Raw genomic sequence first — 24,911 nt, forward strand, 5'->3', positions numbered from 1 at the left:
GAGGTTCTTTGCCTCGCCGTTGTTTTTATCTCCTCCACCCTGTTGGGTCGGGTTGCTGTTCCCCTGCTGAGGAACCTCTTACATGCTGCGTCGGTACTGGCCGCCGACTTCGTAGAGGGCGCTGCTGATCTGGCCGAGCGAGCAGTACTTGACTGCATCGACCAGCACGGCGAAGACGTTGCCGTCCTCGATCACCGTCTGCTTCAGCTTGGCCAGCATGGCCGGCGCCTTGTCCGCATTGCGCGCCTGGAAATCGCGCAGGCGCTTGATCTGCGACTGCTTTTCTTCGTCGCTCGAACGGGCCAGTTCGATTTCCTGCTGCGCCATGCCCTTCGGGTTGAGGAAGGTATTGACGCCGATGATCGGGTAGGAGCCGTCGTGCTTCTTGTGCTCGTAGTACATCGACTCTTCCTGGATCTTGCCGCGCTGGTAGCCGGTTTCCATGGCGCCGAGCACGCCGCCGCGCGAGGCGATGGCTTCGAATTCCTTCAACACGGCTTCCTCGACCAGATCGGTCAACTCGTCGATGACGAAGGCGCCCTGGTTCGGGTTCTCGTTCTTGGCGACGCCCCACTCGCGATTGATGATCAGCTGGATGGCCATGGCGCGACGCACGCTTTCTTCCGTCGGCGTCGTGATCGCTTCATCGTAGGCGTTGGTGTGCAGCGAGTTGCAGTTGTCGTAGATGGCGATCAGCGCCTGCAGCGTGGTGCGGATGTCGTTGAAGTCCATTTCTTGCGCGTGCAGCGAGCGGCCGGAAGTCTGGATGTGGTATTTCAGCTTCTGGCTGCGCTCGTTGGCGCCGTACTTGTTCTTCATCGCCACCGCCCAGATGCGGCGGGCGACGCGGCCGATCACCGAGTATTCCGGGTCCATGCCGTTGGAGAAGAAGAAGGACAGATTCGGGGCGAAATCGTCGATGTGCATGCCGCGCGCCAGGTAGCTTTCAACGTAGGTGAAGCCGTTGGACAGCGTGAAGGCGAGCTGGCTGATCGGGTTGGCGCCGGCTTCGGCGATGTGATAGCCGGAAATCGACACCGAGTAGAAGTTCTGCACCTGGTTATGGACGAAGAATTCCTGGATGTCGCCCATCATCTTCAAGGCGAATTCGGTCGAGAAGATGCAGGTATTCTGGCCCTGGTCTTCCTTGAGGATATCGGCCTGCACGGTGCCGCGCACCGACTTCAGGACCCATTCGCGGATCTTCTCGGCTTCGTCCTCGGTCGGCTGGCGGCCGTTGTCCTTTTCGAACTTGGCCATCTGCTGGTCGATCGCAGTATTGAAGAAGCAGGCCAGGATGATCGGGGCCGGGCCGTTGATGGTCATCGACACCGAAGTGGTCGGACAGACCAGGTCGAAACCGTCGTAGAGCACCTTCATGTCGTCGAGGGTGGCAATCGAGACGCCGGAATTGCCGATCTTGCCGTAGATGTCCGGGCGCTCGTCCGGGTCGCAGCCGTACAGCGTCACCGAGTCGAAAGCCGTCGACAGGCGGTGGGCCGGCATGCCTTCGGAAACGCGTTTGAAGCGGCGGTTGGTGCGGAAGGCGTCGCCTTCGCCGGCGAACATCCGGGTAGGGTCTTCACCTTCGCGCTTGAAGGCGAAAACGCCGGCGGTGTAGGGGAAGGAACCGGGCACATTCTCGCGCATCAGGAAGCGCAGGATCTCGCCGTCATCGGTATAGGTGGGCAGAATCACCTTGCGGATCTTGGTGCCGGACAGCGACTGGCTGGTCAGCTGGGTGCGGATTTCCTTGTCGCGGATCTTCACGACGTATTCGTCGCCGGCATAGGCTTCGACGGTGGCCGGCCACATGTCGAGCAGCTTCTTCGCCTTCGGATCCTGCTGGGCATCCTTCAAGGCCTGCATTTCGTCAAAGCCGGCGGTCGACTGCTCGCAACCGGCAAAAATGCCTTTCGAAATGCGCAGTGCCTGGCGTTCGCGGGCAATCTTGACCTGCTCGCTGGTATGGGCGTGATAGCCGCGCACGCTGTCAGCGATTTCGGCCAGGTAACGGACGCGCTGGGCCGGCACGATGGCGCGCTGGCTGGACGACTGCTTGACGGTGACCAGAGGCAGCTTGCCCGGGCCGAGCTGCAGCCCCTTTTCCGAGAGGGCCGGGACCAGCGCCTGATAAAGCGCGGTGACGCCGTCGTCGTTGAAGCGGGCGGCCTGCGTGCCGAACACCGGCATGTCGTCGGTCGGCGTCGTGAAGGCTTCGCGGTTGCGCTGGTACTGCTTGCGCACGTCGCGCAGCGCATCCTCGGCGCCCTTGCGGTCGAACTTGTTGATGGCGACGAAATCGGCGAAGTCGAGCATGTCGATCTTCTCCAGTTGCGAGGCGGCACCAAACTCGGGCGTCATCACGTACATCGAGATATCGACGAAGGGCACGATGGCGGCGTTGCCCTGGCCGATGCCGGAAGTTTCGACGATGACCAGGTCGAAGCCGGCCAGCTTGCAGGCAGCGATCACCTCGGGCAGCGCGACGGAAATTTCCGAACCGGTATCGCGGGTGGCCAGCGAACGCATGAAGATGTTCGGATGTTCGATGGCGTTCATCCGGATGCGGTCGCCGAGCAGCGCGCCGCCGGTCCGCTTGCGCGACGGGTCGATCGAGATCAGGCCGATCTTGACGCTGTCGTCCTGATCGAGGCGGAAGCGTCGGACCAGTTCGTCGGTCAGCGAGGACTTGCCGGCGCCGCCGGTACCGGTGATGCCGAGCACCGGCACGGTCAGTTCGGCCGCCGCCTTGAGCAGCGGTTCCTTGAGGGCCGGCGCTTCGCCGTTTTCGAGCAGCGTGATCAGCCGGGCCAGCAAGCGCTTGTCGCCGGCCTTCAAGCCGGCCAGCGCCTGCTCGGCGCTCGGCACGCCCTCGGCGGCCAGGTCGAAGTCGGCGTTCTGCACCACTTCGTTGATCATGCCCTGCAGGCCCATATGGACGCCGTCTTCCGGGGCGTAGATACGGGTCACGCCGTACTGGTGCAGTTCCTTGATCTCGGACGGCACGATGACGCCACCGCCGCCGCCGAAGACCTTGATGTTCTCGCCGCCGTTGGCCTTGAGCAGGTCGATCATGTACTTGAAGAACTCGACGTGGCCGCCCTGGTAGGAGGTGATGCAGATGCCCTGGACGTCTTCCTGCAGCGCGGCATTGACGATTTCCTGCACCGAGCGGTTGTGGCCGAGGTGGATCACCTCGGAACCGGTCGACTGCAGGATGCGGCGCATGATGTTGATCGAGGCGTCGTGACCGTCGAACAGCGAGGCGGCGGTGACGAAACGCACCTTGTTCTTCGGCTTGTACGGAGAAAGCTTCTTGGCAACGGAAAGATCGGTCATGACGCCTGCCTCAACGAAAAGGTGGAAAGGCGCCCATGTTATGCCCCTTTATCCGCATTGCCATTGTGGCGATTGACGACAATCGTGCAAATTCCGCCAAGGTGATAGAGTGCTGCGGTCGACCACCTCAAAATGGCAAAAATGCTGCATCGCACCATCAAGAAGACTCAAACACGCACGCAAGCCACTGTTGCGATGGGCTTTGTTACCGGCATGCTGGCCGGCCTGCAGCGCCGGCAGATCGACCCAGCCCCGCTGCTAGCCGCCACCGACATTGATCTTGCAGACACCGCCAGCCGGATCCCGATCGAGCGCTACGCCGCGCTCTACAACCGGCTGAACCGCGAACTGGACGATGAAGGCTTCGGCCTGTTCGCCCAGCCGATGCGCCCGGGCAGCTTCGAGTTCCTCTGCCGCGGCTGCCTCAGTGCACCGACGCTGGCCGACGCCCTGCTCCGCGCCAGCCGTTTCCTGCACATCGTGCTGCCCGATCTGGCAGTCAGCGTCCGCCGCGCCCACGGCCGGGCCGAACTGGTCATCAGCGAAACCCGCAAACTGTCGGACAACCCGGACGACCCCGGCCGCATCTTCGCCTTCGAATGGCTGCTCCGCCTGCTGCACGGCCTGGCCTGCTGGCTGGCCGGGCGCGGCATCGGTCTGGACAGCGTGATCTTCCCTTACCGCCGGCCGGCCCATGCCACCGACTACCCGCTGATTTTCACCGAGGATTCGCGCTTCGCACCGACCGTGCCGGGCGGCACCGGCACACTGGTCGCCAGCTTCAACGCCAACCTGCTCGACCTGCCGATCCGCCGCGACGAAGCGGCGCTGACCGCCTTTCTCGACGGCGCCCCGGGCAAGATCACCACCCTCTACCGGCGCGACCGCGAAATGGTCATCCGCGTCCGCGACCTGCTGCGCGCCGCGCTGCCGGCGACGCTCAGCCTCGACGACATTGCCGGCCGCCTGCACCTGTCGCCGCGCACCATCCATCGCCGGCTGGAAGAGGAAGGCTCCAGTTTTCGCGGCATCAAGGACGCGCTACGCCGCGACATGGCGCTGGCCCGGCTGACCAAAACCAATGATTCGATCGCCGAAGTCGCCGCCGACCTCGGCTATGCCGACACCTCGGCCTTCTACCGCGCCTTCGTCGAGTGGACCGGCATGGCCCCGGTCCACTACCGGCGGCAATGGGCCGGCAAAACCTGAGCCGGGAAGCCGCCTGCTAGCGGTCAGGGCCGGGCAGCAGCCGCAAACCCAGCCAGGCGACCACGATGACCGAGCTGATCGGGATGGCGACCGAAAATAAAACGAAGAAGGGGATGCAAATCCAGTGTCCCTGAAAAAGCTGCGAACTCAGCGCACCGACCGACAGCGCGAGCAAATCGAGAACCAGCCAACGCTTCAGGTAGGTCAGCAGCCAGTGCGCCTGTGACTGGTTGTGGCGCCAGGCGGCAGAACGCTCCAGCCAGCTGCCGCAGTCGACGTTACGAAACAGCCAGCTAAAGAAAAAATAGCGGTATAGGAGGGATGGTTTGCTGTCTCGTCGCATCAGAAAACTCCCGAAGTATTGATGCAGAGACAACACGAAGTGGCCGTTGTTCAGAGTGCCAGCAAAATCGACCATGCCGCGCACCTTGGCGGCTTGTCTGGCGGCTAAATGAAAAACGGGCACCCGCCTGACGGCGTGGTGCCCGTTTCCACTACAACCCGGCTACCGGGTCAGACGTTCTCCGGCTCGCGAACGTAAGGCTCGCGCAGATCGACCGGCTTGACGGTCTTCTTGCGCATGCGGATGTTGAGCATCTCGACGCCGACCGAGAAGGCCATCGCGAAGTAGATGTAGCCCTTCGGCACATGGTGGCCGAAGCCGTCGGCGATCAGCACGACGCCGACGACAACCAGGAAGGACAGGGCCAGCATCTTGATCGTCGGGTGGTTCGAGACGAACTCGCCGATCGAGCGGGCAAACAGCATCATCAGGCCGACCGAGGCGACCACCGCGGCGATCATCACGCCGACCTCGCTGACCATGCCGACCGCAGTAATGATCGAATCGAGCGAGAAGACCAGGTCGATGACGATGATCTGGGCGATGACGCCGGCAAAGCTCGACCCGACCTTGCGCGAGGCTTCGCCCTCCTCGCCTTCGAGCAGCTGGTGTACTTCGCCGGTACTCTTCCAGATCAGGAACAGGCCGCCGGCGATCAGGATCAGGTCGCGCCCGGAAATGCCGAAATTGAACAGGGTCACCACCGGTTCGGTCAGGCCGACGATCCACGACAGCAACAGCAACAGGCCGATGCGCATGAACATCGCGAGGAACAGGCCGATCCGCCGCGCCAGTTCCTGTTGCGCCTTGGGCAGGCGGTCGACGAGGATCGAGATGAAGATGATGTTGTCGATGCCCAGCACCAGTTCCAGCGCGGTCAGCGTGAAAAAGGCGATCCAGATTTCGGGGGAGAGCAGCAGTTCGAGCATGGGAGTCAGACCTGAGAGCAGTTCGAGGAAGCGATTGTAGCGACTCTGCAACCCTTCGAAACACCCTGATTACCAAAAGCCACACTTCGTAAATTTCGAAGCATTGCTCTTGGCAACAGAATTAGCCGAGGTGATTCAGGAAAGCCCGCGTCCGTGGTTGCAGCGGGTTGGCAAAGAAGCTGGCGGCCGGCTGTTCTTCGACGATCTCGCCGCCGTCCATGAAGATGACGCGGCTCGAAACATCGCGGGCGAAGGCCATTTCATGGGTAACGACGAGCATGGTCATGTGCTCGTCGGCCAGTTGCCGCATGCTGCGCAGCACTTCGCCGGTCAACTCCGGGTCGAGCGCCGAAGTCGGCTCGTCGAACAGCATGATGTCCGGCTCCATGGCCAGGGCGCGGGCAATGGCGACCCGCTGCTTCTGGCCGCCGGAGAGGCGGGAGGGATGGCTGTCGCACTTTTCCAGCAGGCCGACCTTGCGCAGCAGTTCCTGCGCCAGCGGCACCGCCGCCTCCCGGCTCATGCCCTTGACGGTGATCGGCGCCTCGATGATGTTTTGCAGCACGGTCAGGTGGGGAAACAGGTTGAATTGCTGGAAGACCATGCCCATCTTGCGGCAGATGCGGCGCGCTTCCTTGTCCGGCGCGTAGCGGCAGATGCCGTGGCTGTCGGTGGAGGCGAGAATCTCGCCTTCGATCTCGATATCGCCGCGATCGATCGTTTCCAGCTGGTTGAGACAGCGCAGGAAAGTGCTCTTGCCCGAGCCGGACGGGCCGATCACCGCGATCACCTCGCCCTTGCCGAGTTCGAGCGAAACGCCGCGCAGCACATCGACCCCGCCGAATTGCTTGCGGATGTTGCGGGCCGAGATCATCGGCTCAGTCGTCATAGACGGCATATTTCTTTTCCAGGCGCAGGAAGCCCCAGGTCAGGACCAGGGTCATGATCAGATAAAAGGCGGCGGCAACGACGAAGGGCATCGTCGTGAAATCGCGCTGCACCATGCCGCGCGCGGCGCGCAGCAGGTCGTTCATGGCCAGTACGTAGATCAGCGAGGTGTCCTTGATCAGCGTGATGGTTTCGTTGCTCATCGGCGGCAGGATGCGCTTGACCATCTGCGGCAGCACGATGCGGCGCATGGTCTGGGCATGGGAGAGGCCCAGCACCTGCCCGGCCTCGTATTGGCCGCGGCCGACCGACTGGATGCCGGCCCGGAAGATTTCGGCGAAATAGGCAGCGTAGTTCAGCACGAAGGCGACGATGGCGGCGGGAAAATCGGGCAACCGGATGCCGACGTAGGGCACGAAGGGCAGCGCGAAATAGATGAAGAGCATCTGCAGCATCAGCGGCGTGCCGCGCATCAGCCAGATATAGCCGCTGACCAGCCGGCTCGCCACCGTGAAACGCGAAATGCGGACCAGGGCCAGCCCCAGTCCGAGCGGGACGGCCAGCACCAGCGTCGCAAAAAACACCTGCAGCGTGACGGCAGTCCCCTGCAGCAAGGGGCCGATGATTTCGAAGATGTAGTCCATTGAGCGGCCTTGTCATCGGGCTGGACAAACGGCCGACCCGAAGGAACCCTGCATGCAGCGGGTAAAAAGTGTTACTTGACGATGTCCTTGCCGAACCACTGGCTGGAGATGCGGCCTGCCGCGCCGTCCTTCTTCATCTCGTCGATCGCCTTCTGCAGCCTGGCGAGCAGTTCGCCGTCGTCCTTGCGCACGCCGACGCCGTACTCTTCGGTGCCGAAATTGTCTTCCAGAATGACATATTCACCCGGCTTCTTGGCCGTGTAGTAGCGGCCGACCACTTCGTCGACGACCAGTGCTTCCAGGCGGCCGGTTTTCAGGTCCATCAGGGCGGTCACGTTGTCGCCGAATTTCTTCAGTTCCTTGATCGCCTTCAGCGTCGCGGCATCCTTCTCGATTGCCTCGACCGCGCTGCTGCCTTCCTGGACGCCGATCACCTTGCCGGCCAGATCGGCCTTGCCCTTGATCGGCGAACCGGCGGCGACCACGATGATCTGGCGGTTTTCCAGATAGGGCGCGGTGAAGGCGATCTGTTCCTTGCGCTTGTCGGTGATAGTAAGACCGTTCCACAGCACATCGACGCGCTTGCCGCCGAGTTCGGCTTCCTTGGCATTCCAGTCGATCGGCTTGAACTCGACTTCGGCACCCAGACGCTTGGCCGCTTCGCGGGCGAGATCGATATCGAAGCCGACCAGCGCGTTCTTCTCGTCGCGGAAGCCCATCGGCGGGAAATTGTCATCGAGCCCGACGACGATCTTGCTGACCGCCACCGGCGCCGGCGCAGCGGCCGGCGCCGCTTCTTCCTTCTTGCCGCAGCCGCTCAGGGCGAGACCGGCAGCCAATGCCAGGACCAGTAGGGAAACCTGCTTTTTCATGTTCGATTCAATCCGGAAAACAGTGATTCAGCCCGCGCCAAGAGGTCACTTTGTGTGTCCGCGGGGCGAAGAAAGGGCGGATTGTCACCTTATTGAGAGCCCTTTTCAATCGTCGAACGGACTCTCGGCCCACCGGGCAAGCATAAAAAAAGGCGCCGTCCCGCTCGGGAGGCGCCTTTTGCCCGAAAGACCGTTTACTTGATGTCGAGCACGCTTTCATCCCAGGCGGCGTGCTTCTCCAGGCCGAGCAGGTTGGCAACGGTGGCCGCGATATTGGAAAGGCCAGCCGTCGCAGTCTGATTCAGGCCCAGCTTGCCGCCGCTGACGTTGTCGTAGAGGATCAGCGGCACCGGGTTCAGCGTGTGCGCGGTCTTCGCCTTGAACGAGCCGTCGCTGTTCTGGGCCGGCTGCTTGGTCTTCTTGTCCAGTTCATACATTTCGTCGGCGTTGCCGTGGTCGGCCGTGATCAGCGCCACGCCGCCGGCCGCATCGACCGCCTGCAGGACGCGGGCGAGCGACAGGTCGACCGCTTCGACGGCCAGCGTCGCGGCGAAGAAGTTGCCGGTGTGACCGACCATGTCGCCGTTGGCGAAATTGCAGCGCAGCGTCCGGTACTGACCGGACTGGAGGGCGGCGATCATCGCGTCGGCGATTTCGGCCGCCTTCATCCACGGCCGCTGTTCGAAAGGCACGACGTCGCTCGGGATTTCCTGCCAGGTTTCGCCATCGAACTTGCCGGAACGGTTGCCGTTCCAGAAGTAGGTGACATGGCCGAACTTCTGGGTTTCCGAACAGGCGAACTGGGCGATGCCGGACTTGGCAAACCATTCGCCGGTGGTGTCCTTGATGGCCGGCGGCGCGACCAGGAAGCGGGCCGGCAACTTGAGGTCGCCGTCGTACTGCAGCATGCCGGCGTAGGTGACGCGCGGCTGGCGGACACGGTCGAATTTATTGAAGGCAGCCTCTTCGAAGGCACGGGTGATTTCGATGGCGCGGTCGCCGCGGAAATTGAAGAAGACGACCGAGTCGCCATCCTCGATGGTACCGATTGCCTTGCCGTTTTCGCCGATGACGAATTCCGGCAGGTCCTGGTCGATGGTGCCCGGATTTTGCTCGCGCAGGCCGTTGACCGCAGCAGTCGCATTCGGGAACTGCGGCCCTTCGCCCAGCACATGGACTTTCCAGCCTTTATCGACCATTGCCCAGTTGGCATCGTAACGGTCCATCGTGATGTACTGGCGACCGCCACCGGAAGCGATGCGGGCATCGAAGCCGGCATCGCTGACTTCGCCGAGGAATGCCTCGAAGGGCACGACGTAGTCGAGTGCACTGGTTTCCGGCACGTCGCGACCGTCGAGCAGGGCGTGGATGCGGACCGTTTTGACGCCCTCGGCCTTGGCCTGGACGACCATCGCCTTCAGGTGGTCGATGTGGCTATGGACATTGCCATCCGAGAACAAGCCGATGAAATGGACGACGCCCCGCCCAGCCTTGGCGCCGGCGACGATCTCCTGCCAGGCCGCGCCCTGCCAGATGGCGCCGGAAGCAATGGCGTTGGCGACCAGCGCCGCCCCCTGGCTGTACACCTGGCCGGCGCCGATGGCGTTGTGGCCGACTTCGGAATTCCCCATGTCATCATCGGACGGCATGCCGACCGCCGTGCCGTGGGCACGCAGGCGAATGTTCGGATAGCTGGCGAACAGACGGTCGAGGGTCGGCTTGCGGGCGGCGGCGATGGCGCTGCCGGCATCGGATTTCGGCAGGCCGTAGCCGTCCATCACGATGACGACAACGGGGCCCTGGACACCGGCGAAAGAGGAAAGCTTCTGTAGCATGAGGAGGATTCCGGCAAAGGAAAAAGGGGTTGGAATTGTCACGACAAGGGAATAACCCCGGTCGCGATAATTCAGTCAAACCAGCATTTTACCTTTGAACGTCGGCCGCGCGGCAGGCATCGGCCCTGCCGCCCGATCACCCGCCTCCGCTCAGCCTTGCGGACACACCGTCGGCGCCTCGCTGCGCGCTGCGGCATCGCGCTTTTCGACGCCCTTGAGCAGCACCAGCAACAAGGTACCGACCACCATGACGCCAGCCGCCAGATAGAGGCCGGCCTCGTAGTTGCCGAATCGGGTGGCCAGCGCCCCGGTAATTGCCGGGGCCAGAATCTGCGCCGCACCGTAGGAGAGCGTCATCTTGCCCATCATCTTGGCCGGGCGGGTCGGGTAGTAGCGGCCGGCCATGGTCAGCACCAGGCTGACCATGCCGATGAAGGTGCCGCCGAAGAGCAGCGCTCCGAAAATGGCGGCGAGCAGACCGCCGACCAGCACCGGCAGCAGGATGCCGATGATCTGCAGCACGGCGGCGGCGATCAGCGCATTGAGATCGCCAATGCGGCGGGCAATGAAATCCCAGTTGATGCAGGCCGGCGCCGCCCCGATGCCGATCGCCAGGAAGACCAGGTTGCCCTGCCCGGCCAGCCCCGGCAGATGCTCGATGATGGCGACGATGAAGGTGGCGCTGACCACGTAGCCGACCCCGGCACAAAAATAGGCGGCCATGAACAGGCGCATGAACAACGGGCTGGGCGGGTTGTCCACCATCGCCTGGCCGCTCTTGGTCAGGCCGCTGGTATCCGGTGCCGGCAGCCAGCGCAGCGCCGGAATCAGCAGCAGGCAACCGAAGACGGTGAAGGCGAACCATTGCTGCTGCCAGTCCAGCCAATGGCTCATCACCGCCACCGCCGTGGCGCAGCCGGCGATGCCGAGGCCGATGCCGGCGAAGTGGATGCCCAGTTCGCTGCGGTGATTGTGGCGGATCAGCCAGTTGAGGATCAGCCCGGTGCCGAGCAGCATGCCGGCCGCGCTGGATAGCCCGGCGACAAAGCGTGACACCGCCCAGATCGTGACGTCGGTGGTCAGCCCCATCAGCAGCGTGCTGAGGATGGCGACGACCAGGCCGATCCGGTACAGGCGGTCCTTCAGCACCAGATCGCTGATCAGCGACGCGATCAGCGCACCGCTCAGGTAACCGGCGTAGTTGATCGCCGCCAGCCAGCCGGCTTCGGCAATGCCCAGCCCGGCCTGCCTCTGCATCAGCGGCAGCAGCGGCGTATAGGAAAAGCGGGCGACGCCGAGCACCAGGATCAGACTGAAAATACCGGCGCTGAGCACCTTGAGGCGCTCTCTCTGTTCGCTCATCGCATGTCTCCTTTAGTTTTTGTCAGCCTAACGATAAACAGACTAAACTATCTGCACAATTGAATTGTTTAGAACAAAACGTTCTGTTTTGGAGATACCTATGGAACTCGTCGCCCTGCGCACCTTCCAGACCGTCGTCGAAGAAGGCGGCATCCTCGCCGCCTCGCGCAAGCTGAATACCGTGCAGTCCAACGTCACCGGCCGCATCCGCCGGCTGGAAGAGGAACTCGGCACCGAGCTGTTTTTCCGCAAGGGGCGCGGCCTCGAACTCGCGCCCTCCGGCCGCGTCCTGCTCGATTACGCCCGCCGCATGCTGCTGCTTGAGCGCCAGACCAGCGCCGCCGTTCGCCTGGTCGGCGAAAACACCGGCGAACTGCGCATCGGCGCCATGGAAACCTTTGCCGCACTGCACCTGCCGACCGCGCTGAAAGCCGTCCGCGCCGCCCACCCCGGCATGGAATTGCGCGTTTCGACCAACACCAGCGCCGAACTGACCGAAAAGGTACTGACCCACAAGCTGGATTGCGCCTTCATCGCCGGCCCGGTCGTCCATCCCGAGCTCACCTTCACCGAACTGGTCATCGAAGAACTGGTCCAGGTCTGCGCCGTTGGCGCCAGCCCGCTCCGCCAACCGCTGATCCTTTTCCGCGAAGGCTGCGCCTACCGCAGCCGGGCCATCGCCTGGCAGCGCGTCACCGGCCACGCCGTTGCCGACGCCATGGAATTCGGTACGCTGGAAGGCATCCTCGGCTGCGTCGCGGTCGGCCTCGGCTGGACGCTGATGCCGCGCCGCGTCGTCGAACAGTCGCCACACGCCGCCGACCTGATCATCGAATCCCTGCCCGCCGACATTGCCAAGGTACCGACCGGCATGATCACCCTGCGCGACGCGCCGCCGATGAGCGCCCTGAGCACGCTCGCCCAGGCCGTCGCCAACGCTGCGGCGCCCCGCAACTGAGTCCGCCGGTCGACCACCCGAAATCCCTCTTTTTTCGGGGCTTCAGCCAATGCCGCCCGACCGCTTCGCTGCATGCATTTGGCAACATCTCGGTCACGAAGCGATACACAGCCTTACATTCGCACTGACATCCCTTGTCTCGGCCAGCGCGTTATTCGCAACAAGGCGCTGCAATATCGCAGCACCGGAAAACGCAAACAACCCTGCTCAAGGAGATTCAAAATGATGAAGACTGTGATCGCTCTCGCTGTTGCCGCTGGCTTTGCCTCCGCTTCCTTCGCCCAAGGCGTCACCGCTCCGGCGACCAGCCCGGCCCCGGCCGCCAAGGTCGTTGCGCCGGCCGCCGCCAGCGCCGAAAAGAAGGTCGAAGCCCCGAAAGCCGCCGAACCGGCCAAGGCGGAAGCCGCCAAACCGGAAGCGAAGGCGGCCGAGGCCAAGGGCGACAAGCACGAAGCGCCGAAGAAGCATGAAAAGCATGCCAAGAAGGTCGAAAAGACCGAGAAGGCCGAGGTAAAAACCGAAGCCAAGGCAGAAACCAAGCCGCTGGCCGCCGCCCCGACCAGCAAGTAAGCTAGGCATCAACAACAAAAAACCAGGCCACGGCCTGGTTTTTTGCTTTCCGGCTGCGCTCGGGCCAAAGACTCAGTGCGTCGAGCGACAGGCCTGCTGCCAGGCCATCACCACCTGTCCGGCGTGAGCCAGGATGGATTTGTAGCGCTCTTCGGGCAACGCCTGCTGCAGGGACTCAAACAGCTGCTGCGTGCTGTCGCGGGCAACGTCGCTGACCTCGGCCGACGGATTGAGCAGGCTGAGCTGGATGCTGGCCAGCGCATCGGCCAGCAGGCGCCAGCCGAATTCCGGCATCTGCTGGTCGAGGGCAAGCATCATGCCGCCGAGCGGCTTGAGAATGTTTTGTGCCTGCTCCACCGTCTCGCAGGCGGTCATCGCATGCCACAGGGCAAGGTGGATGCTGCGCCGCAGATCGACCTTGAAATCGATAGCCGCGGCCTCGACCTGCTCGATTTGCCGGAAATAGCCCAGGAAGCGGCTTTCCGCCTGCGGTTCCAGGCGGTTGCGCAAGGTGCCGAGCAAAGCCGTCAAGGCGGGAATCGCGGTCAGGTTGAAGGCCTGGCTGTAGGCCAGCCCCCACTGGTCGAGGCCGCTGATCAGCAGAGCCAGGCGCAAGGCGCGCGCCTCATCGTCGGCGGCAGCCTGACACCAGTCGTAGCACTGGCCTTCCAGTTCGATCATCGCATTGGCCAGTTGCTCGGGCTCGGCCGAGGCCGAGTGGCGGAACACCCCGCTGAAGATGTCCTGTGCCATGCGGGCGACCAGGCGCTGCGTCTCGCGATCGGCGAGCGCGGCAAGGGCATCAACGGGGAGACTGGCAGCGGTGCTCATGGCAAATCCTGGCAAACGTAAGGGACGTGCATTTTATCGGCCGAGCCCTCCGGCGTCACCAGAATCCTCCCGCCCCGCCGAGTCGCGCACCGGCCATGCCATTCGCCTGAGCTGGCCGGCAAAAATGGCTCGCCAAGGCCAGAAATAAGCCAATTTTCATTTCCCGCTGCCTGCCTGTGGGATAATCGCCAGCTCTTCGAAACACACGCAGCAGGCATGGCAAAAGACGCACCGATCCAGTTCAAGGGCACGACGCTCAAGATCATCCAGACGCAGCTCCGCGCGACCGATCTCGCCACGCTGCACGCGGCGCTTGGCGAGTTGACCGGCAACAGCCCCGACTTCTTCGAGAACGAGCTGGCCGTGCTCGACTTCAGCAATGCCGAGGCTCTGCCGGAGCATGCGGACTGGGTTGGCATCGTCAAGCTGCTGCGCAACTCCGGCCTCAACGCCGTGGCGACGCGCGGTTTGCCCGAAGGGCTGGCCACGGCTGCCGCGGCCGCCGGCCTGCCGACGGTGAGCGCCGATGCGCTGGGCCGGCCACGCGCCAAGGCGGCTGAGGCACCGGAACCGCCCCCTGCCCCGGTACCCGTCGCCGCCCCGGTTGCGCCACCGCCGGTCGCCGCCGAACCGGCGCCGCGCACGGTCATCCTCGACAAGCCGCTGCGCTCCGGCCAGCGCTTCTACGCCCGCGGCAGCGACCTGATCGTCATGGCCATGGTCAGCGCCGGCGCCGAAGTCATTGCCGACGGCAACATCCACGTCTATGCCCCGCTGCGCGGCCGCGCCCTGGCCGGCGCCAGCGGCGACAAGGAAGCCCGTATCTTCACCACCAGCCTGGAGGCCGAGCTGGTCTCGGTGGCTGGTCTGTACCGTACTTTCGAGGCCGGCGTGCCGGCTGAACTGGCCCGCCTGCCGGCCACCGTCAGCCTGCTTGAGGAAGGCGGCCAGGCCCATCTGAACATCGCGTCCCTGGCGCTCCGATAAACCTATTCCAACAAAACCCAGCGAGAAATCACCGTGACCAGAATCATCGTCGTTACTTCCGGCAAGGGCGGGGTCGGCAAGACCACCACCAGCGCCAGCTTCTCCACCGGCCTCGCGATGCGCGGCTTCAAGACCGCCGTCATCGACTTCGACGTCGGCCTGCGCAACCTCGACCTGATCATGGGCTGCGAACGCCGCGTCGTCTATGACCTGATCAACGTCATCAACGGCGAAGCGACGCTGACCCAGGCGCTGATCAAGGACAAGCACTGCGACAACCTCTACGTGCTGCCCGCCTCGCAGACGCGCGACAAGGATGCGCTGTCGGAAGAAGGCGTCGAGAAGGTGATCAAGGAACTGGAACACCAGGGCTTCGACTACATCGTCTGCGACTCGCCGGCCGGCATCGAATCCGGCGCCGTGATGGCGCTGACCTTCGCCGACGAGGCGCTCGTCGTGACCAATCCGGAAGTTTCCTCGGTGCGCGACTCCGACCGCATCCTCGGCATCCTGCAGGCCAAGTCGCGGCGCGCCATCGAAGGTCGCGAAGCGGTCAAGGAGCATCTCCTGATCACCCGCTACAACCCGAACCGCGTCGAAGCCGGCGAAATGCTGTCCTACAAGGACATCCAGGAAATCCTGCGGGTGCCGATCATCGGCGTCATCCCGGAATCCGAGGAAGTGCTGCAGGCCTCCAACCAGGGTTCGCCGGTCATCCACCAGAAGGAAACCGACGCCGCCGAGGCTTACCACGACGTCATCGCCCGCTTCCTCGGCGAAGACAAGCCGCTCCGTTTTGTCGACTACGTCAAGCCGGGCCTGTTGAAGCGTCTGTTCGGGAGCAAGTGACATGTCTCTGCTTTCCATGCTCTTCGGCAACAAGCCGAAAACCGCCCAGGTGGCCAAGGAGCGTCTGCAGCTGATCATCGCCCACGAGCGCGATGGCGGCGGCAGCAGCGCCAATTTCCTGCCTGACCTGCAACGCGAACTGATCGCGGTGATCTCGAAGTACGTCAATATCAACCCGGACGACATCCGCGTCTCGCTCGAAAAGCAGGACCGCTACGAGGTCCTCGAAGTCAAGATCGAGTTGCCGGAAAAGGGCTGACCCCCTCCGCCGCCGTGCCCGACCGGGGATGGCGGCGGTAAATATCATCTTGTCGGTAGCCAACGCCTTTACCGCAGGCCGCCAACAGGCATAGCATCGCGGCATTCCCTTGTCAGCGATTGCCCGATGCCCAGCCTGCTCAAACCCAGCGATATCGTCCGCCAGCTCTCCGAGCATGTGATCGGCCAGGAAGAGGCCAAGCGCACATTGGCCGTCGCCATCTACGCCCACTTCCGCCGCATGGCGAACGCTACGGTCGACAGTGTCGAACTGACCAAAAGCAACATCCTGCTGATCGGCCCGACCGGCACCGGCAAGACCCTGCTTTGCGAAACACTGGCCCGCATCCTCGATGTGCCTTTCGTCACCGCCGACGCCACCTCGCTGGCCCAGACGCAGTTCGTCGGCGACGAGATCGAGGCCATCCTGCACCGCCTGCTCGACCGCGCCGATGGCGACCTGAGCCGGGCCCAGCGCGGCATCGTCTTCGTCGATGAAGTGGACAAACTGAAGGCGGTCAGCGGCCAGGCCCGCGCCACCTCGGGCGAAAGCGTCCAGCATGCGCTGCTCAAGATCATGGAAGGGGCACCGGTCCGCCTCAAGGACGGCCGCCACATCGACACCACGCACATCCTGTTCATCTGCGGCGGCGCCTTCGTCGGCCTCGACAACATCCTGACCAAGACGCACACCTTCGGCTTCATCTCGACTTCCGGCGGCGACGACCAGCAGATCCTCGAACGCCTGAACGCCCGCGTCAAGCCGACCGACTTGCTCGAATTCGGCCTGATTCCCGAGTTCGCCGGCCGCCTGCCGATCGTTACCCGGCTCTACCCGCTCAGCCAGGAGATGCTGGTCCGCATCATGACCGAGCCGAAGAACGCCATCGTCAAGCAATTTGCCGCGATGCTGAAAGGCGACGGCGTCGAACTGCAGATCGAGACCGACGTCTTCCGCCAGATCGCCGAGCTGGCGATCGAGTACAAGGCCGGGGCGCGCAGCCTGCGCGGCATCTTCGAGGAAATGATGACCGACGTGCTGTACGCCGTGCCCGACCACCCGGAGATCCGCAAGGTCGTCATCAAGTCGCTGTTCGAACCGCCGCGCTACCTTGGCGCCCGCCCTGAGGCCGACGCTTAGGCCTGTTCAGGCCTCATCCTCCGTCCATTCGGCGACATGGCGGATGGCCCGCAGGATGAAGAGGACGCCGCCGACGTAAAGACCGTATTTGACCAGCTTGCCGACCAGTAGCGCGAGGGCCAGCGTCGCCAGGCTCATTTCGCTGAGGCCAGCCAGGATCAGCGCCGGCATCTGCGGCACCGGCAGGGCGGCAATCGCCGCGATGGCCAGTTCGCCATGCTGTTCGATCCAGTATCCGGAATGGCTCCACATCGCCGACTGGCGTACTTCAGGAAAATAGGTATCGAGCAGGCCGATGCCGAGCTGGCGGAAAACAAACGTCAGGCCGGTGGCGCCGCACACCGCGCCCAGCGTCGCCCCGCCGATCACGCCCAGCCAGCGCTGCGGGGCAAAGACGGTCGCGGCAACGATGATCGGCCCGAACGGGTAAAGGCTGGTCCCCGCCGACAAAACGGCGAGCAAGGCGACCAGCAGCGGATAGGCGGCGCCGTACCGGATGCGGAAGAGCAGCCGGCTGCCGGCATCGAGCTTCTTTTCGGCATGCAGGCTGGCCGTGTAGTAGTCGACCAGCCAGACCAGGCCGCTGCGCTCGGCCAGCCGGTGCACCCAGCGCATCAGGCGGTCATGGCGCATCGGACATTATCCGCACGGCAAGTCCGGCGGTCGACCGGCCCAAAACGGCAAAAACCGCTGGCGATAGCTTAGAAAAACTCGACCTCGTTGGCGTCGATTTCCTTGAAGACGCCGGCGCGCACCAGTTCCTGGTATTCATAGACGCGGTTGCGGCCGTCCTGCTTGGCCTGGTACAGGCTGCGGTCGGCCCGGCTGAGCACTTCGACCGGCAGGATGTTGGGGTCGGCCTGGCAGTAACCGACGCTGATCGTCAGCTTCTCGACGCGCGGAAAGGTGCAAGCCTCGACGGCGAGGCGGACGCGTTCGAAGATATTGCGGGCAATCGCCTCGTTCTCGGCCGTGACGATGGCGACGAACTCCTCACCGCCATAGCGGTAAAGCAGGTCGCCGGAGCGGAAGGCGTTGCTCATCAGGCGTGCCGCGAGCAGCAGGATCTCGTCACCGACCATGTGGCCGAAGGTGTCATTGACCTGCTTGAAACTGTCGATATCGATGACGCCCAGCCAGTAGTTGCTGCCCGGCGTCGTCCGCCGGCCCTCCGCCCGTTCGGCATAGAAGTCCGGCTGGGCGAGCACCGTCCACAGCCGGTCGAAATTGCTTTCCAGCGCCTGGCGGTTGAGCAGCCCGGTCAGCCGGTCGCGCTGGCTGATGTCGAGCAGCGCGTAGTAATTGGAAAACACCTCAAGCACGCCGCGGATCATCGTGTCCTCGGTCGGCGAAACCTCGCGGTCGCGCTGGAAGACGAAGTAGCCGCAAACCTCGTTGTCGCCGTACAGCGGATAGGCGATCAGCACCTCGCTGCCACGCAGGCGGGTACAGGGTTTGCCGAGCAGGCGCACATTGTCGGTCAGGCCAATGACATCGCCGGCTACCGCCGCCAGATTGGTCACCTCCTCTATCCGTTCGACAACCCGTGACACGCCATCGGCCTCGACCACTTTCGAGCGATGGTAGTTGATGACGCGAATCAGCGCCTGGCGGTCGTCGGTGCGATAAAGCGCCGTGTCGAGCACGCCGAGCAGCGGCCCGAGAGTGCGCAGCAGGCTCTGTTCGAGCACTTCGGTATCGCGGATGGAAGTCATCTTGCCAAGCTTGCCGAGCAGGCCGGGCAGCCGATTCGGGTTGCTCTCGCTGGCGATCTTGTTTTCAGTAGTCATGAGCGTCGGGTAAAAAACCGGTAGCTTTTCAGTATAGCCAGCACCAATTCAGCGAGCGTATATTTTTGTACAAAAAAAGGGAGCCCGAAGGCTCCCCAAAGGATAGAGACGGCGGGCGCTGTTCTCCCGGAGTCTCACCCGCAGAGTGATTAGTGTGCCGACGCGGCAGCAGCGCCCAGCCCGGTCTGGGCACGGATGTACTGCTCTTCGAAAGCATCGGCTTCCTTGGCGGCACGGGCGCTCTTGTCGGTGACCGACATCAGCCAGGTGACGACGAAGGCGGTGGTCATCGAAATGATCGCCGGGTGGTCGTACGGGAAGATGGCCTGGGCATTGCCCAGCACCTTGACCCAGACGGCCGGCGACAGGATGACCAGGCCAACGGCCGAGATCAGGCCGGCAACGCCGCCCCACAGTGCGCCGCGCGTCGTCAGACCCTTCCAGTACATGGACAGGATGAGGACCGGGAAGTTGACCGAAGCGGCGACGCCGAAAGTCAGCGCAACCAGGAAGGCGATGTTCTGATCCTTGAAGAGCAGGCCGAGCAGGATGGCGACGATGCCGATACCGACCGAAGCGATCTTGGTGACCTTCATTTCCTGGGCGCTGGTCGCCAGGTTCTTCTTGATCACACGGGCATAGAGGTCATGGGCGATGGCCGAGGCACCGGCCAAGGCCAGCCCGGAAACAACCGCCAGAATGGTCGCGAAGGCCACGGCCGACAGGAAGCCGAGGAAAACGTCGCCACCGACCGACTTGGCGAGGTGCATGACCGGCATGTTGCCACCGCCGATCAGCTTGCCGCCGACGATGCCACCTTCGAAGAACTGCGGATCCTGGCCGACGATGACGATGGCCGAGATGCCGAGGATGATCACGACGAGGAAGAAGAAGCCGATGAAGCCGGTGGCGTAGAACACCGACTTGCGCGCTTCCTTGGCGTTCGGCACGGTGAAGAAACGCATCATGATGTGCGGCAGGCCGGCCGTACCGAAGAGCAGCGCCAGCGACAGCGAGACGGCGGAGACCGGATCGGCCATCAGCGAACCCGGCGCCATGATCTTGATGCCAGCCTTGTGGGCGGCGACCGCCTGGTTGAACATGGCGTCGAACGAGAAGCCGAACTTGGCGAAGGCGAGGATCATCAGCAGCGTGCCGCCGCCAAGCAGCAGGCAGGCCTTGATGATCTGCACCCAGGTCGTCGCGACCATGCCGCCGAAGGTGACGTAGACCATCATCAGCAGGCCGACGCAGATCACGGCGTAGGTGTATTCCAGGCCGAAGAGCAGCTGGATCAGCTGGCCGGCACCGACCATCTGCACGATCAGGTAGAAGCAGACCACGGTCAGCGAACCGAAGGCGGCAAAGGTGCGAATGCGGTTCTGGTCGAGACGGTAGGAGGCGATGTCGGCGAAGGTGAATTTGCCGAGATTGCGCAGCCGTTCGGCCATCAGGAACAGGATGATCGGCCAGCCGACGAAGAAGCTGATGGTGTAGATGAAGCCATCAAAGCCCTTGGCATAGACCAGGCTGGTCAGGCCGAGCAGGGTGGCGGCGGACATGTAGTCGCCGGCAATCGCCAGGCCGTTCTGGAAACCGGTGATGCCACCGCCGGCGGTGTAGAAGTCGGAGGTCGACTTGGTGCGGGCCGAGGCCCAGTAGGTGATGCCAAGCGTAGCTAGCACGAAGACCATGAACATGGCGATGGCGCTGACGTTGATCGGCTGTTTCTGGACGCCGTCGATGGCGCCCGGGGCGGCCACCGCGGCAAAGGCGACGAGGACGCCGGCGAGGAGTGCAATCAGTGAGCGCTTCATTTGTGCGACTCCCGCAGGATCTGCTCGTTGAGCGAATCGAACTCGCCGTTGGCGCGGCTGATGTAGATGCCGGTGGTCAGCCAGGAGCCGACGACCAGCACGACACCGATCGGCCAGCCGAGGGTGATGATGTTGCCCTCGCTGATCGGCTGGGCCAGGATGCCCGGGTTGAAAGCGGTGATCATCATGAAGGTGTAGTAAGGCACCAGCACGACGAGGGAAAGAATGATGGCGAAGCGCGTGCGCTTGCCGACCATTTCGGCGAATTTCGGGTTGGCCCGAATTCTTGCCTGGATACTGTTTTCTGACATGGCCCCTCCAGGGAACATAAAAGGTTGAAACAAGGCTGTTTGCTGTTCTCTTGCTTTTATTGATGCGGCCGCCGGGTCGCCTTAATGCGCGAAAGGTCGCCCGGCAGTCCGTTTACATATTTGGATAAGTCGGTCCGCCCCCGCCTTCCGGCACCGTCCAGTTGATGTTCTGGGTCGGGTCCTTGATGTCGCAGGTCTTGCAGTGCAGGCAGTTCTGGCCGTTGATCTGCAGCCGGGGCTGGCCTTCTTCCTCGCCGAGGATTTCGTACACGCCGGCCGGGCAGTAGCGGGTTTCCGGCGCGCCGTACTTGGCGTAGTTCACGCTGATCGCAACGCTTTCATCCTTCAGGCGCAGATGGCACTGCTGGTTTTCCTCATGGTTGGTGGCCGAGAGGAAGACCGAGGACAGCCGGTCGAAAGTCAGCTTGCCATCCGGCTTCGGATAGTCGATCTTCGGATGGGCATTCTTGTCGCCCAGCTGACTGTGGTCGTCGTGGTGCCGCATGGTCCATGGCGCCTTGCCTTTGAAGACATAGGTGTCGATGGCACCGTAGGCCAGCGCCCCGAACAGCCCCCACTTGAAGGCCGGGCGAATGTTGCGGACCTTGTACAGCTCTTCCCACAGCCACGACTTCTTGATCTGCTCGGCGTACTCGGTGGCTTCCGCCCCCGCACCTTCCTTGAACAAATGCTCGGAGACCGCTTCGGCGGCGACCATGCCCGACTTCATCGCCATGTGTGTGCCCTTGATCTTCGGCACATTGAGGAAGCCGGCGGTGTCACCGATCAGCAGGCCGCCCGGGAAAGTCAGCTTGGGCACCGACTGGTAGCCGCCTTCGGACAGCGCGCGGGCGCCGTAGGAAATGCGGCGGGCACCGTCGAAGAAACCACGGATCGCCGGGTGCGTCTTGTAGCGCTGGAATTCCTCGTAAGGCGACAGCCAGGGGTTCTTGTAGTCGAGACCGACCACCATGCCCACCGCAACCAGGTTGTTTTCCAGGTGGTAAAGGAAGGAGCCGCCATAGGTGTCGCTCTGCAGCGGCCAGCCGACGGTATGGACGATCAGCCCCGGCTGGTGCTTGGCCGGGTCGATTTCCCACAGCTCCTTGATGCCGATGCCGTAGGTTTGCGGATCGACGCCGTCGCGCAGGTTGAATTTCGCCCACAGTTCCTTGGTCAGCGAACCGCGGCAGCCTTCGGCGAAAATGGTCTGCCGGGCGTGCAGTTCCATGCCCGGCTGGAAGTTGTGGCCGGGCTGGCCGTCCTTGCCGATGCCGAGATCGCCGGTGGCGACGCCCTTGACCGAACCATCGGCGTGGTAAAGCACTTCTGCCGCAGCGAAACCCGGGTAGATCTCGACGCCGAGCGCTTCGGCCTGTTCGCCCAGCCAGCGGCACAGGTTGCCCAGACTGATGATGTAGTTGCCGTGGTTGCCCATCTGCGGTGGTGTCGGCAGCTTGTGAGCGCCCGCTGCGGTCAGAAACAGCAGGCGGTCTTCGCCGGCCGGCGTATTGAGCGGCGCGCCGCGTTCCTGCCAGTCGGGAATCAGCTCGGCCAGCGCGTGCGGTTCGAGTACGGCGCCGGACAAAATATGGGCGCCGATTTCCGAGCCTTTTTCGAGCAGGCAGACGGATACTTCCTTACCCTGCTGTTCGGCCAGTTGCTTGATGCGGATCGCCGAAGACAGCCCCGAAGGGCCGCCGCCGACGATCACGACATCGTATTCCATCGCATCGCGATCAGTACGCATGGTCGGACTCAGAACAGGGTTTCGGCCAGGCCGAATACCGAGTCGCTGCCGCCGGTAATTTCAGCGGCGTAGGCCGCGGCAAACGGCAGTTGGTGGGCGGCGAAATACGTTGCCGTGGCCAGCTTGGCCTTGTAGAAGTCGTCGGAGCTGCCGTCGGCCAGGTGCTTGACGGCAATCGCCGCCGACTTGGCCATCAGCCAGCCGCCGACCACGATGCCGGTCAGCTTGAGGAAAGGCACCGAACCGGCATGCACGGTCTGCGGATTGGCCTCGTAGGTGGCCAGAATCCACTCGGCTGCGGTCGACAGCGAATTGATGCCATTTTTCAGGTTGACCGCAATGCTCTTCAGGCGATCATCGGCCGCCACCAGATCGTTCACCGTCGCGTTCATTTCGGCCAGCAGCGCCTTCATGGCAGCACCCGGCACCTTCTCGCGGGCCAGCTTGCGGCCGACCAGGTCGTTGGCCTGGATCGCCGTCGTCCCTTCGTAAATGGTGGTGATGCGCGAATCGCGGTAGTACTGGGCGGCACCGGTTTCCTCGACAAAACCGACACCCCCGAACACCTGCAGCGCGGTGGACGACAGCTCGACGCCCTGCTCCGTGCTCCAGCCCTTGACGACCGGAGTCAGCAGGTCGACGCGAGCCTGGGCGGCAGCATCGCCGGCATGCGCCTTGTCGATATTGGCGGCGGCGTAGTAGGCCAGCGTGCGCATGGCTTCGGTACGCGACTTGATGTCCATCAGCATGCGACGGACATCCGGGTGATGCAGGATGGTCTTCTTATCGCTCGAGGTGTCGCCGATGATCTTGCCCTGGACGCGCTCACGGGCGTACCACAGTGCGTGCTGGTAGGCGCGCTCGGCGATGCCGACACCTTCGAGGCCGACATTGACGCGGGCGTGGTTCATCATCGTGAACATGTAGCCGATGCCCTTGTTCTCTTCGCCGATCAGGTAGCCGACGGCGCCTTCGTTCTCGCCGTAGGACATGACGGCGGTCGGGCTGCCGTGGATGCCGAGCTTGTGTTCGATCGAGGCGCAGATCAGATCGTTGCGCTTGCCGAGCGAGCCGTCGTCATTGACCAGGAACTTCGGCACCAGGAACAGCGAAATGCCCTTCAGTCCCGGCGGCGCATCCGGCAAGCGGGCCAGCACCAGGTGAATGATGTTCTCGGCGACGTCGTGCTCGCCCCAGGTGATGAAGATCTTGGTGCCGCTGACCAGGTAGGTGCCGTCGCCGACTGCCTTGGCCTTGGAGGAAATGGCGGCCAGATCGGAGCCGGCGTTCGGCTCGGTCAGGTTCATCGTGCCGGTCCAAGTACCTTCGACCATCTTCGGCAGGTACTTCTGCTTCAGTTCGTCGGAAGCATGGTGGGCGATGGCTTCGATGGCGCCGCCGGTCAACATCGGGCACAGGCCGAAAGCCATGTTGGCGCCCTTCCACATTTCATTGACCGCCATCGAAACCAGCGCCGGCAGGCCCTGGCCACCGAATTCCGGCGAGAAGGGCATGGCGTTCCAGCCGGTTTCGACGAACAGCTGATAGGCTTCCTTGAAGCCGGGCGCCGTGGTGACGACGCCGTCCTTGCAAACGTGACCGGTGCGGTCGCCGACCTTGTTGATCGGATCGAGGACGCCGGTGGCGAACTTGGCGGCTTCGTCGAGAATGGATTCGACGAGATCGACGGAACATTCCTCGTTACCGGGCAGCGCGCAGATCTCTTCGAGACCGGCCACTTCGTTGAGGACGAACTGCATGTCGCGAATCGGGGCGATATAGGTGCTCATAGGGTTATCTCCTGAATATTCTTCGGTTTAGACGGCGGCAACGAGAGCCGGAACGACTTCAAACAAGTCACCCACCAGCCCGTAATCGGCGACCTGGAAGATCGGTGCATCGGGGTCCTTGTTGATGGCGACGATCACCTTCGATTCCTTCATCCCGGCCAGGTGCTGGATGGCGCCCGAGATGCCGACCGCGATGTAGAGCTGCGGCGCGACGATCTTGCCGGTCTGGCCGACCTGGTAGTCGTTCGGCACGAAACCGGCATCGACTGCGGCGCGGGAGGCACCGAGGGCGGCACCGAGCTTGTCGGCGAGCGGTTCGAGCAGGGTGTGGTAGTTCTCGCCGCTGCCCAGGCCACGACCGCCGGAGACGATGATCTTGGCGGCGCCGAGTTCGGGCCGTTCGGATTTGGTCAGTTCGCGGTTGGTGAGGGTGCT

General features: G+C 63.3%; 23 protein-coding genes. 7 read left to right on the top strand and 16 right to left on the bottom strand.

What is annotated here, in order from left to right; translation table 11 throughout:
• Positions 1-78: 78 nt before the first annotated feature.
• Positions 79-3,342, bottom strand: coding sequence for a fused isobutyryl-CoA mutase/GTPase IcmF (icmF, locus tag GH663_RS18730; protein WP_066882936.1), 3,264 nt, complete (start codon positions 3,340-3,342; stop codon positions 79-81).
• A gap of 141 nt (positions 3,343-3,483) precedes the next feature.
• On the opposite strand from icmF, the gene GH663_RS18735 reads away from it, so the two are divergent.
• Positions 3,484-4,551, top strand: coding sequence for an AraC family transcriptional regulator (locus GH663_RS18735; RefSeq protein WP_153133131.1), 1,068 nt, complete (start codon positions 3,484-3,486; stop codon positions 4,549-4,551).
• A 16-nt stretch (positions 4,552-4,567) separates the two neighbouring features.
• Here GH663_RS18735 and GH663_RS18740 read toward each other — a convergent pair whose 3' ends face one another.
• The 7 genes from GH663_RS18740 to GH663_RS18770 all read right to left on the bottom strand — a co-directional run bounded on the left by GH663_RS18740 (position 4,568) and on the right by GH663_RS18770 (position 11,424).
• Entirely contained in the window at positions 4,568-4,969 is a 402-nt protein-coding gene (locus GH663_RS18740; RefSeq protein ID WP_211371205.1) for a hypothetical protein, read from the bottom strand.
• A gap of 95 nt (positions 4,970-5,064) precedes the next feature.
• Positions 5,065-5,874, bottom strand: coding sequence for a TerC family protein (locus GH663_RS18745; RefSeq protein WP_439329196.1), 810 nt, complete (start codon positions 5,872-5,874; stop codon positions 5,065-5,067).
• A 70-nt stretch (positions 5,875-5,944) separates the two neighbouring features.
• The gene (locus tag GH663_RS18750; protein ID WP_066883066.1) at positions 5,945-6,697 is read right to left on the bottom strand and encodes an amino acid ABC transporter ATP-binding protein; all 753 of its coding nucleotides are present in this window, start codon (positions 6,695-6,697) and stop codon (positions 5,945-5,947) included.
• A gap of 4 nt (positions 6,698-6,701) precedes the next feature.
• Positions 6,702-7,355 carry an amino acid ABC transporter permease gene (locus GH663_RS18755; RefSeq protein ID WP_066882939.1) on the bottom strand — a complete coding sequence of 218 codons (654 nt, stop codon included), beginning with the start codon at positions 7,353-7,355 and terminating at the stop codon, positions 6,702-6,704.
• A 71-nt stretch (positions 7,356-7,426) separates the two neighbouring features.
• Complete coding sequence (locus tag GH663_RS18760) at positions 7,427-8,227, bottom strand: amino acid ABC transporter substrate-binding protein (RefSeq protein WP_153133132.1); 801 nt, start codon at positions 8,225-8,227, stop codon at positions 7,427-7,429.
• Between the two features lie 194 nt (positions 8,228-8,421).
• A complete protein-coding gene (gpmI, locus tag GH663_RS18765; RefSeq protein ID WP_153133133.1) occupies positions 8,422-10,062 on the bottom strand; it encodes a 2,3-bisphosphoglycerate-independent phosphoglycerate mutase in 1,641 nt (546 codons plus the stop codon).
• 150 nt (positions 10,063-10,212) lie between these two features.
• Positions 10,213-11,424: a YbfB/YjiJ family MFS transporter gene (locus tag GH663_RS18770; protein WP_153133134.1), complete on the bottom strand. Its 1,212-nt coding sequence runs from the start codon at positions 11,422-11,424 to the stop codon at positions 10,213-10,215.
• Positions 11,425-11,524: 100 nt separating this feature from the next.
• On the opposite strand from GH663_RS18770, the gene GH663_RS18775 reads away from it, so the two are divergent.
• Both GH663_RS18775 and GH663_RS18780 read left to right on the top strand, forming a co-directional pair.
• Positions 11,525-12,382 carry a LysR family transcriptional regulator gene (locus GH663_RS18775; protein WP_153133135.1) on the top strand — a complete coding sequence of 286 codons (858 nt, stop codon included), beginning with the start codon at positions 11,525-11,527 and terminating at the stop codon, positions 12,380-12,382.
• Positions 12,383-12,604: 222 nt separating this feature from the next.
• Positions 12,605-12,952 carry an amine oxidase gene (locus tag GH663_RS18780; protein ID WP_211371206.1) on the top strand — a complete coding sequence of 116 codons (348 nt, stop codon included), beginning with the start codon at positions 12,605-12,607 and terminating at the stop codon, positions 12,950-12,952.
• Positions 12,953-13,024: 72 nt separating this feature from the next.
• On the opposite strand, the gene GH663_RS18785 is transcribed toward GH663_RS18780, so the two are convergent.
• On the bottom strand, positions 13,025-13,783 hold the full coding sequence (locus GH663_RS18785; RefSeq protein WP_153133136.1) for a hypothetical protein: 759 nt from the start codon (positions 13,781-13,783) through the stop codon (positions 13,025-13,027).
• Positions 13,784-13,999: 216 nt separating this feature from the next.
• Here GH663_RS18785 and minC point away from each other — a divergent pair, with 216 nt between their 5' ends.
• The 4 genes from minC (at position 14,000) to clpX (ending at position 17,018) form a co-directional block, all read left to right on the top strand.
• Entirely contained in the window at positions 14,000-14,770 is a 771-nt protein-coding gene (minC, locus tag GH663_RS18790) for a septum site-determining protein MinC (protein WP_153133137.1), read from the top strand.
• Positions 14,771-14,803: 33 nt separating this feature from the next.
• Positions 14,804-15,619, top strand: coding sequence for a septum site-determining protein MinD (minD, locus tag GH663_RS18795; protein WP_066883342.1), 816 nt, complete (start codon positions 14,804-14,806; stop codon positions 15,617-15,619).
• A 1-nt stretch (position 15,620) separates the two neighbouring features.
• Positions 15,621-15,878 carry a cell division topological specificity factor MinE gene (gene minE / locus GH663_RS18800; protein WP_153133138.1) on the top strand — a complete coding sequence of 86 codons (258 nt, stop codon included), beginning with the start codon at positions 15,621-15,623 and terminating at the stop codon, positions 15,876-15,878.
• A gap of 126 nt (positions 15,879-16,004) precedes the next feature.
• On the top strand, positions 16,005-17,018 hold the full coding sequence (gene clpX, locus GH663_RS18805; protein ID WP_153133139.1) for an ATP-dependent Clp protease ATP-binding subunit ClpX: 1,014 nt from the start codon (positions 16,005-16,007) through the stop codon (positions 17,016-17,018).
• Positions 17,019-17,024: 6 nt separating this feature from the next.
• Here clpX and GH663_RS18810 read toward each other — a convergent pair whose 3' ends face one another.
• The 7 genes from GH663_RS18810 to GH663_RS18840 form a co-directional block, all read right to left on the bottom strand.
• On the bottom strand, positions 17,025-17,651 hold the full coding sequence (locus GH663_RS18810) for a VTT domain-containing protein (RefSeq protein WP_153133140.1): 627 nt from the start codon (positions 17,649-17,651) through the stop codon (positions 17,025-17,027).
• A 68-nt stretch (positions 17,652-17,719) separates the two neighbouring features.
• Positions 17,720-18,808 carry a GGDEF domain-containing protein gene (locus GH663_RS18815; RefSeq protein ID WP_153133141.1) on the bottom strand — a complete coding sequence of 363 codons (1,089 nt, stop codon included), beginning with the start codon at positions 18,806-18,808 and terminating at the stop codon, positions 17,720-17,722.
• Between the two features lie 149 nt (positions 18,809-18,957).
• Positions 18,958-20,625, bottom strand: a complete 1,668-nt coding sequence (locus tag GH663_RS18820) for a cation acetate symporter (RefSeq protein ID WP_153133142.1) — start codon at positions 20,623-20,625, stop codon at positions 18,958-18,960.
• A complete protein-coding gene (locus GH663_RS18825) occupies positions 20,622-20,936 on the bottom strand; it encodes a DUF485 domain-containing protein (protein ID WP_153133143.1) in 315 nt (104 codons plus the stop codon). The genes GH663_RS18820 and GH663_RS18825 overlap by 4 nt, the downstream gene beginning before the upstream one ends.
• Positions 20,937-21,048: 112 nt before the next feature.
• Positions 21,049-22,686, bottom strand: a complete 1,638-nt coding sequence (locus tag GH663_RS18830; protein ID WP_246181645.1) for an electron transfer flavoprotein-ubiquinone oxidoreductase — start codon at positions 22,684-22,686, stop codon at positions 21,049-21,051.
• An 8-nt stretch (positions 22,687-22,694) separates the two neighbouring features.
• A complete protein-coding gene (locus GH663_RS18835; RefSeq protein WP_153133144.1) occupies positions 22,695-24,476 on the bottom strand; it encodes an acyl-CoA dehydrogenase in 1,782 nt (593 codons plus the stop codon).
• A gap of 27 nt (positions 24,477-24,503) precedes the next feature.
• Positions 24,504-24,911 (bottom strand): electron transfer flavoprotein subunit alpha/FixB family protein (locus tag GH663_RS18840; protein WP_211371207.1); only part of this gene is annotated, 408 nt, incomplete at its 5' end.

The organism is Dechloromonas hortensis, assembly GCF_009469765.1.
Taxonomy (GTDB): Bacteria; Pseudomonadota; Gammaproteobacteria; order Burkholderiales; family Rhodocyclaceae; genus Azonexus; species Azonexus hortensis.

Bases quoted from the DNA above. Each gene is read 5' to 3' on its own strand.
- icmF (WP_066882936.1), bottom strand. From the start codon at position 3,342: ATGACCGATCTTTCCGTTGCCAAGAAGCTTTCTCCGTACAAGCCGAAG.
- GH663_RS18735 (WP_153133131.1), top strand. From the start codon at position 3,484: ATGCTGCATCGCACCATCAAGAAGACTCAAACACGCACGCAAGCCACT.
- GH663_RS18740 (WP_211371205.1), bottom strand. From the start codon at position 4,969: ATGGTCGATTTTGCTGGCACTCTGAACAACGGCCACTTCGTGTTGTCT.
- GH663_RS18750 (WP_066883066.1), bottom strand. From the start codon at position 6,697: ATGATCTCGGCCCGCAACATCCGCAAGCAATTCGGCGGGGTCGATGTG.
- GH663_RS18755 (WP_066882939.1), bottom strand. From the start codon at position 7,355: ATGGACTACATCTTCGAAATCATCGGCCCCTTGCTGCAGGGGACTGCC.
- GH663_RS18760 (WP_153133132.1), bottom strand. From the start codon at position 8,227: ATGAAAAAGCAGGTTTCCCTACTGGTCCTGGCATTGGCTGCCGGTCTC.
- gpmI (WP_153133133.1), bottom strand. From the start codon at position 10,062: ATGCTACAGAAGCTTTCCTCTTTCGCCGGTGTCCAGGGCCCCGTTGTC.
- GH663_RS18770 (WP_153133134.1), bottom strand. From the start codon at position 11,424: ATGAGCGAACAGAGAGAGCGCCTCAAGGTGCTCAGCGCCGGTATTTTC.
- GH663_RS18775 (WP_153133135.1), top strand. From the start codon at position 11,525: ATGGAACTCGTCGCCCTGCGCACCTTCCAGACCGTCGTCGAAGAAGGC.
- GH663_RS18780 (WP_211371206.1), top strand. From the start codon at position 12,605: ATGATGAAGACTGTGATCGCTCTCGCTGTTGCCGCTGGCTTTGCCTCC.
- GH663_RS18785 (WP_153133136.1), bottom strand. From the start codon at position 13,783: ATGAGCACCGCTGCCAGTCTCCCCGTTGATGCCCTTGCCGCGCTCGCC.
- minC (WP_153133137.1), top strand. From the start codon at position 14,000: ATGGCAAAAGACGCACCGATCCAGTTCAAGGGCACGACGCTCAAGATC.
- minE (WP_153133138.1), top strand. From the start codon at position 15,621: ATGTCTCTGCTTTCCATGCTCTTCGGCAACAAGCCGAAAACCGCCCAG.
- clpX (WP_153133139.1), top strand. From the start codon at position 16,005: ATGCCCAGCCTGCTCAAACCCAGCGATATCGTCCGCCAGCTCTCCGAG.
- GH663_RS18810 (WP_153133140.1), bottom strand. From the start codon at position 17,651: ATGCGCCATGACCGCCTGATGCGCTGGGTGCACCGGCTGGCCGAGCGC.
- GH663_RS18815 (WP_153133141.1), bottom strand. From the start codon at position 18,808: ATGACTACTGAAAACAAGATCGCCAGCGAGAGCAACCCGAATCGGCTG.
- GH663_RS18820 (WP_153133142.1), bottom strand. From the start codon at position 20,625: ATGAAGCGCTCACTGATTGCACTCCTCGCCGGCGTCCTCGTCGCCTTT.
- GH663_RS18825 (WP_153133143.1), bottom strand. From the start codon at position 20,936: ATGTCAGAAAACAGTATCCAGGCAAGAATTCGGGCCAACCCGAAATTC.
- GH663_RS18830 (WP_246181645.1), bottom strand. From the start codon at position 22,686: ATGCGTACTGATCGCGATGCGATGGAATACGATGTCGTGATCGTCGGC.
- GH663_RS18835 (WP_153133144.1), bottom strand. From the start codon at position 24,476: ATGAGCACCTATATCGCCCCGATTCGCGACATGCAGTTCGTCCTCAAC.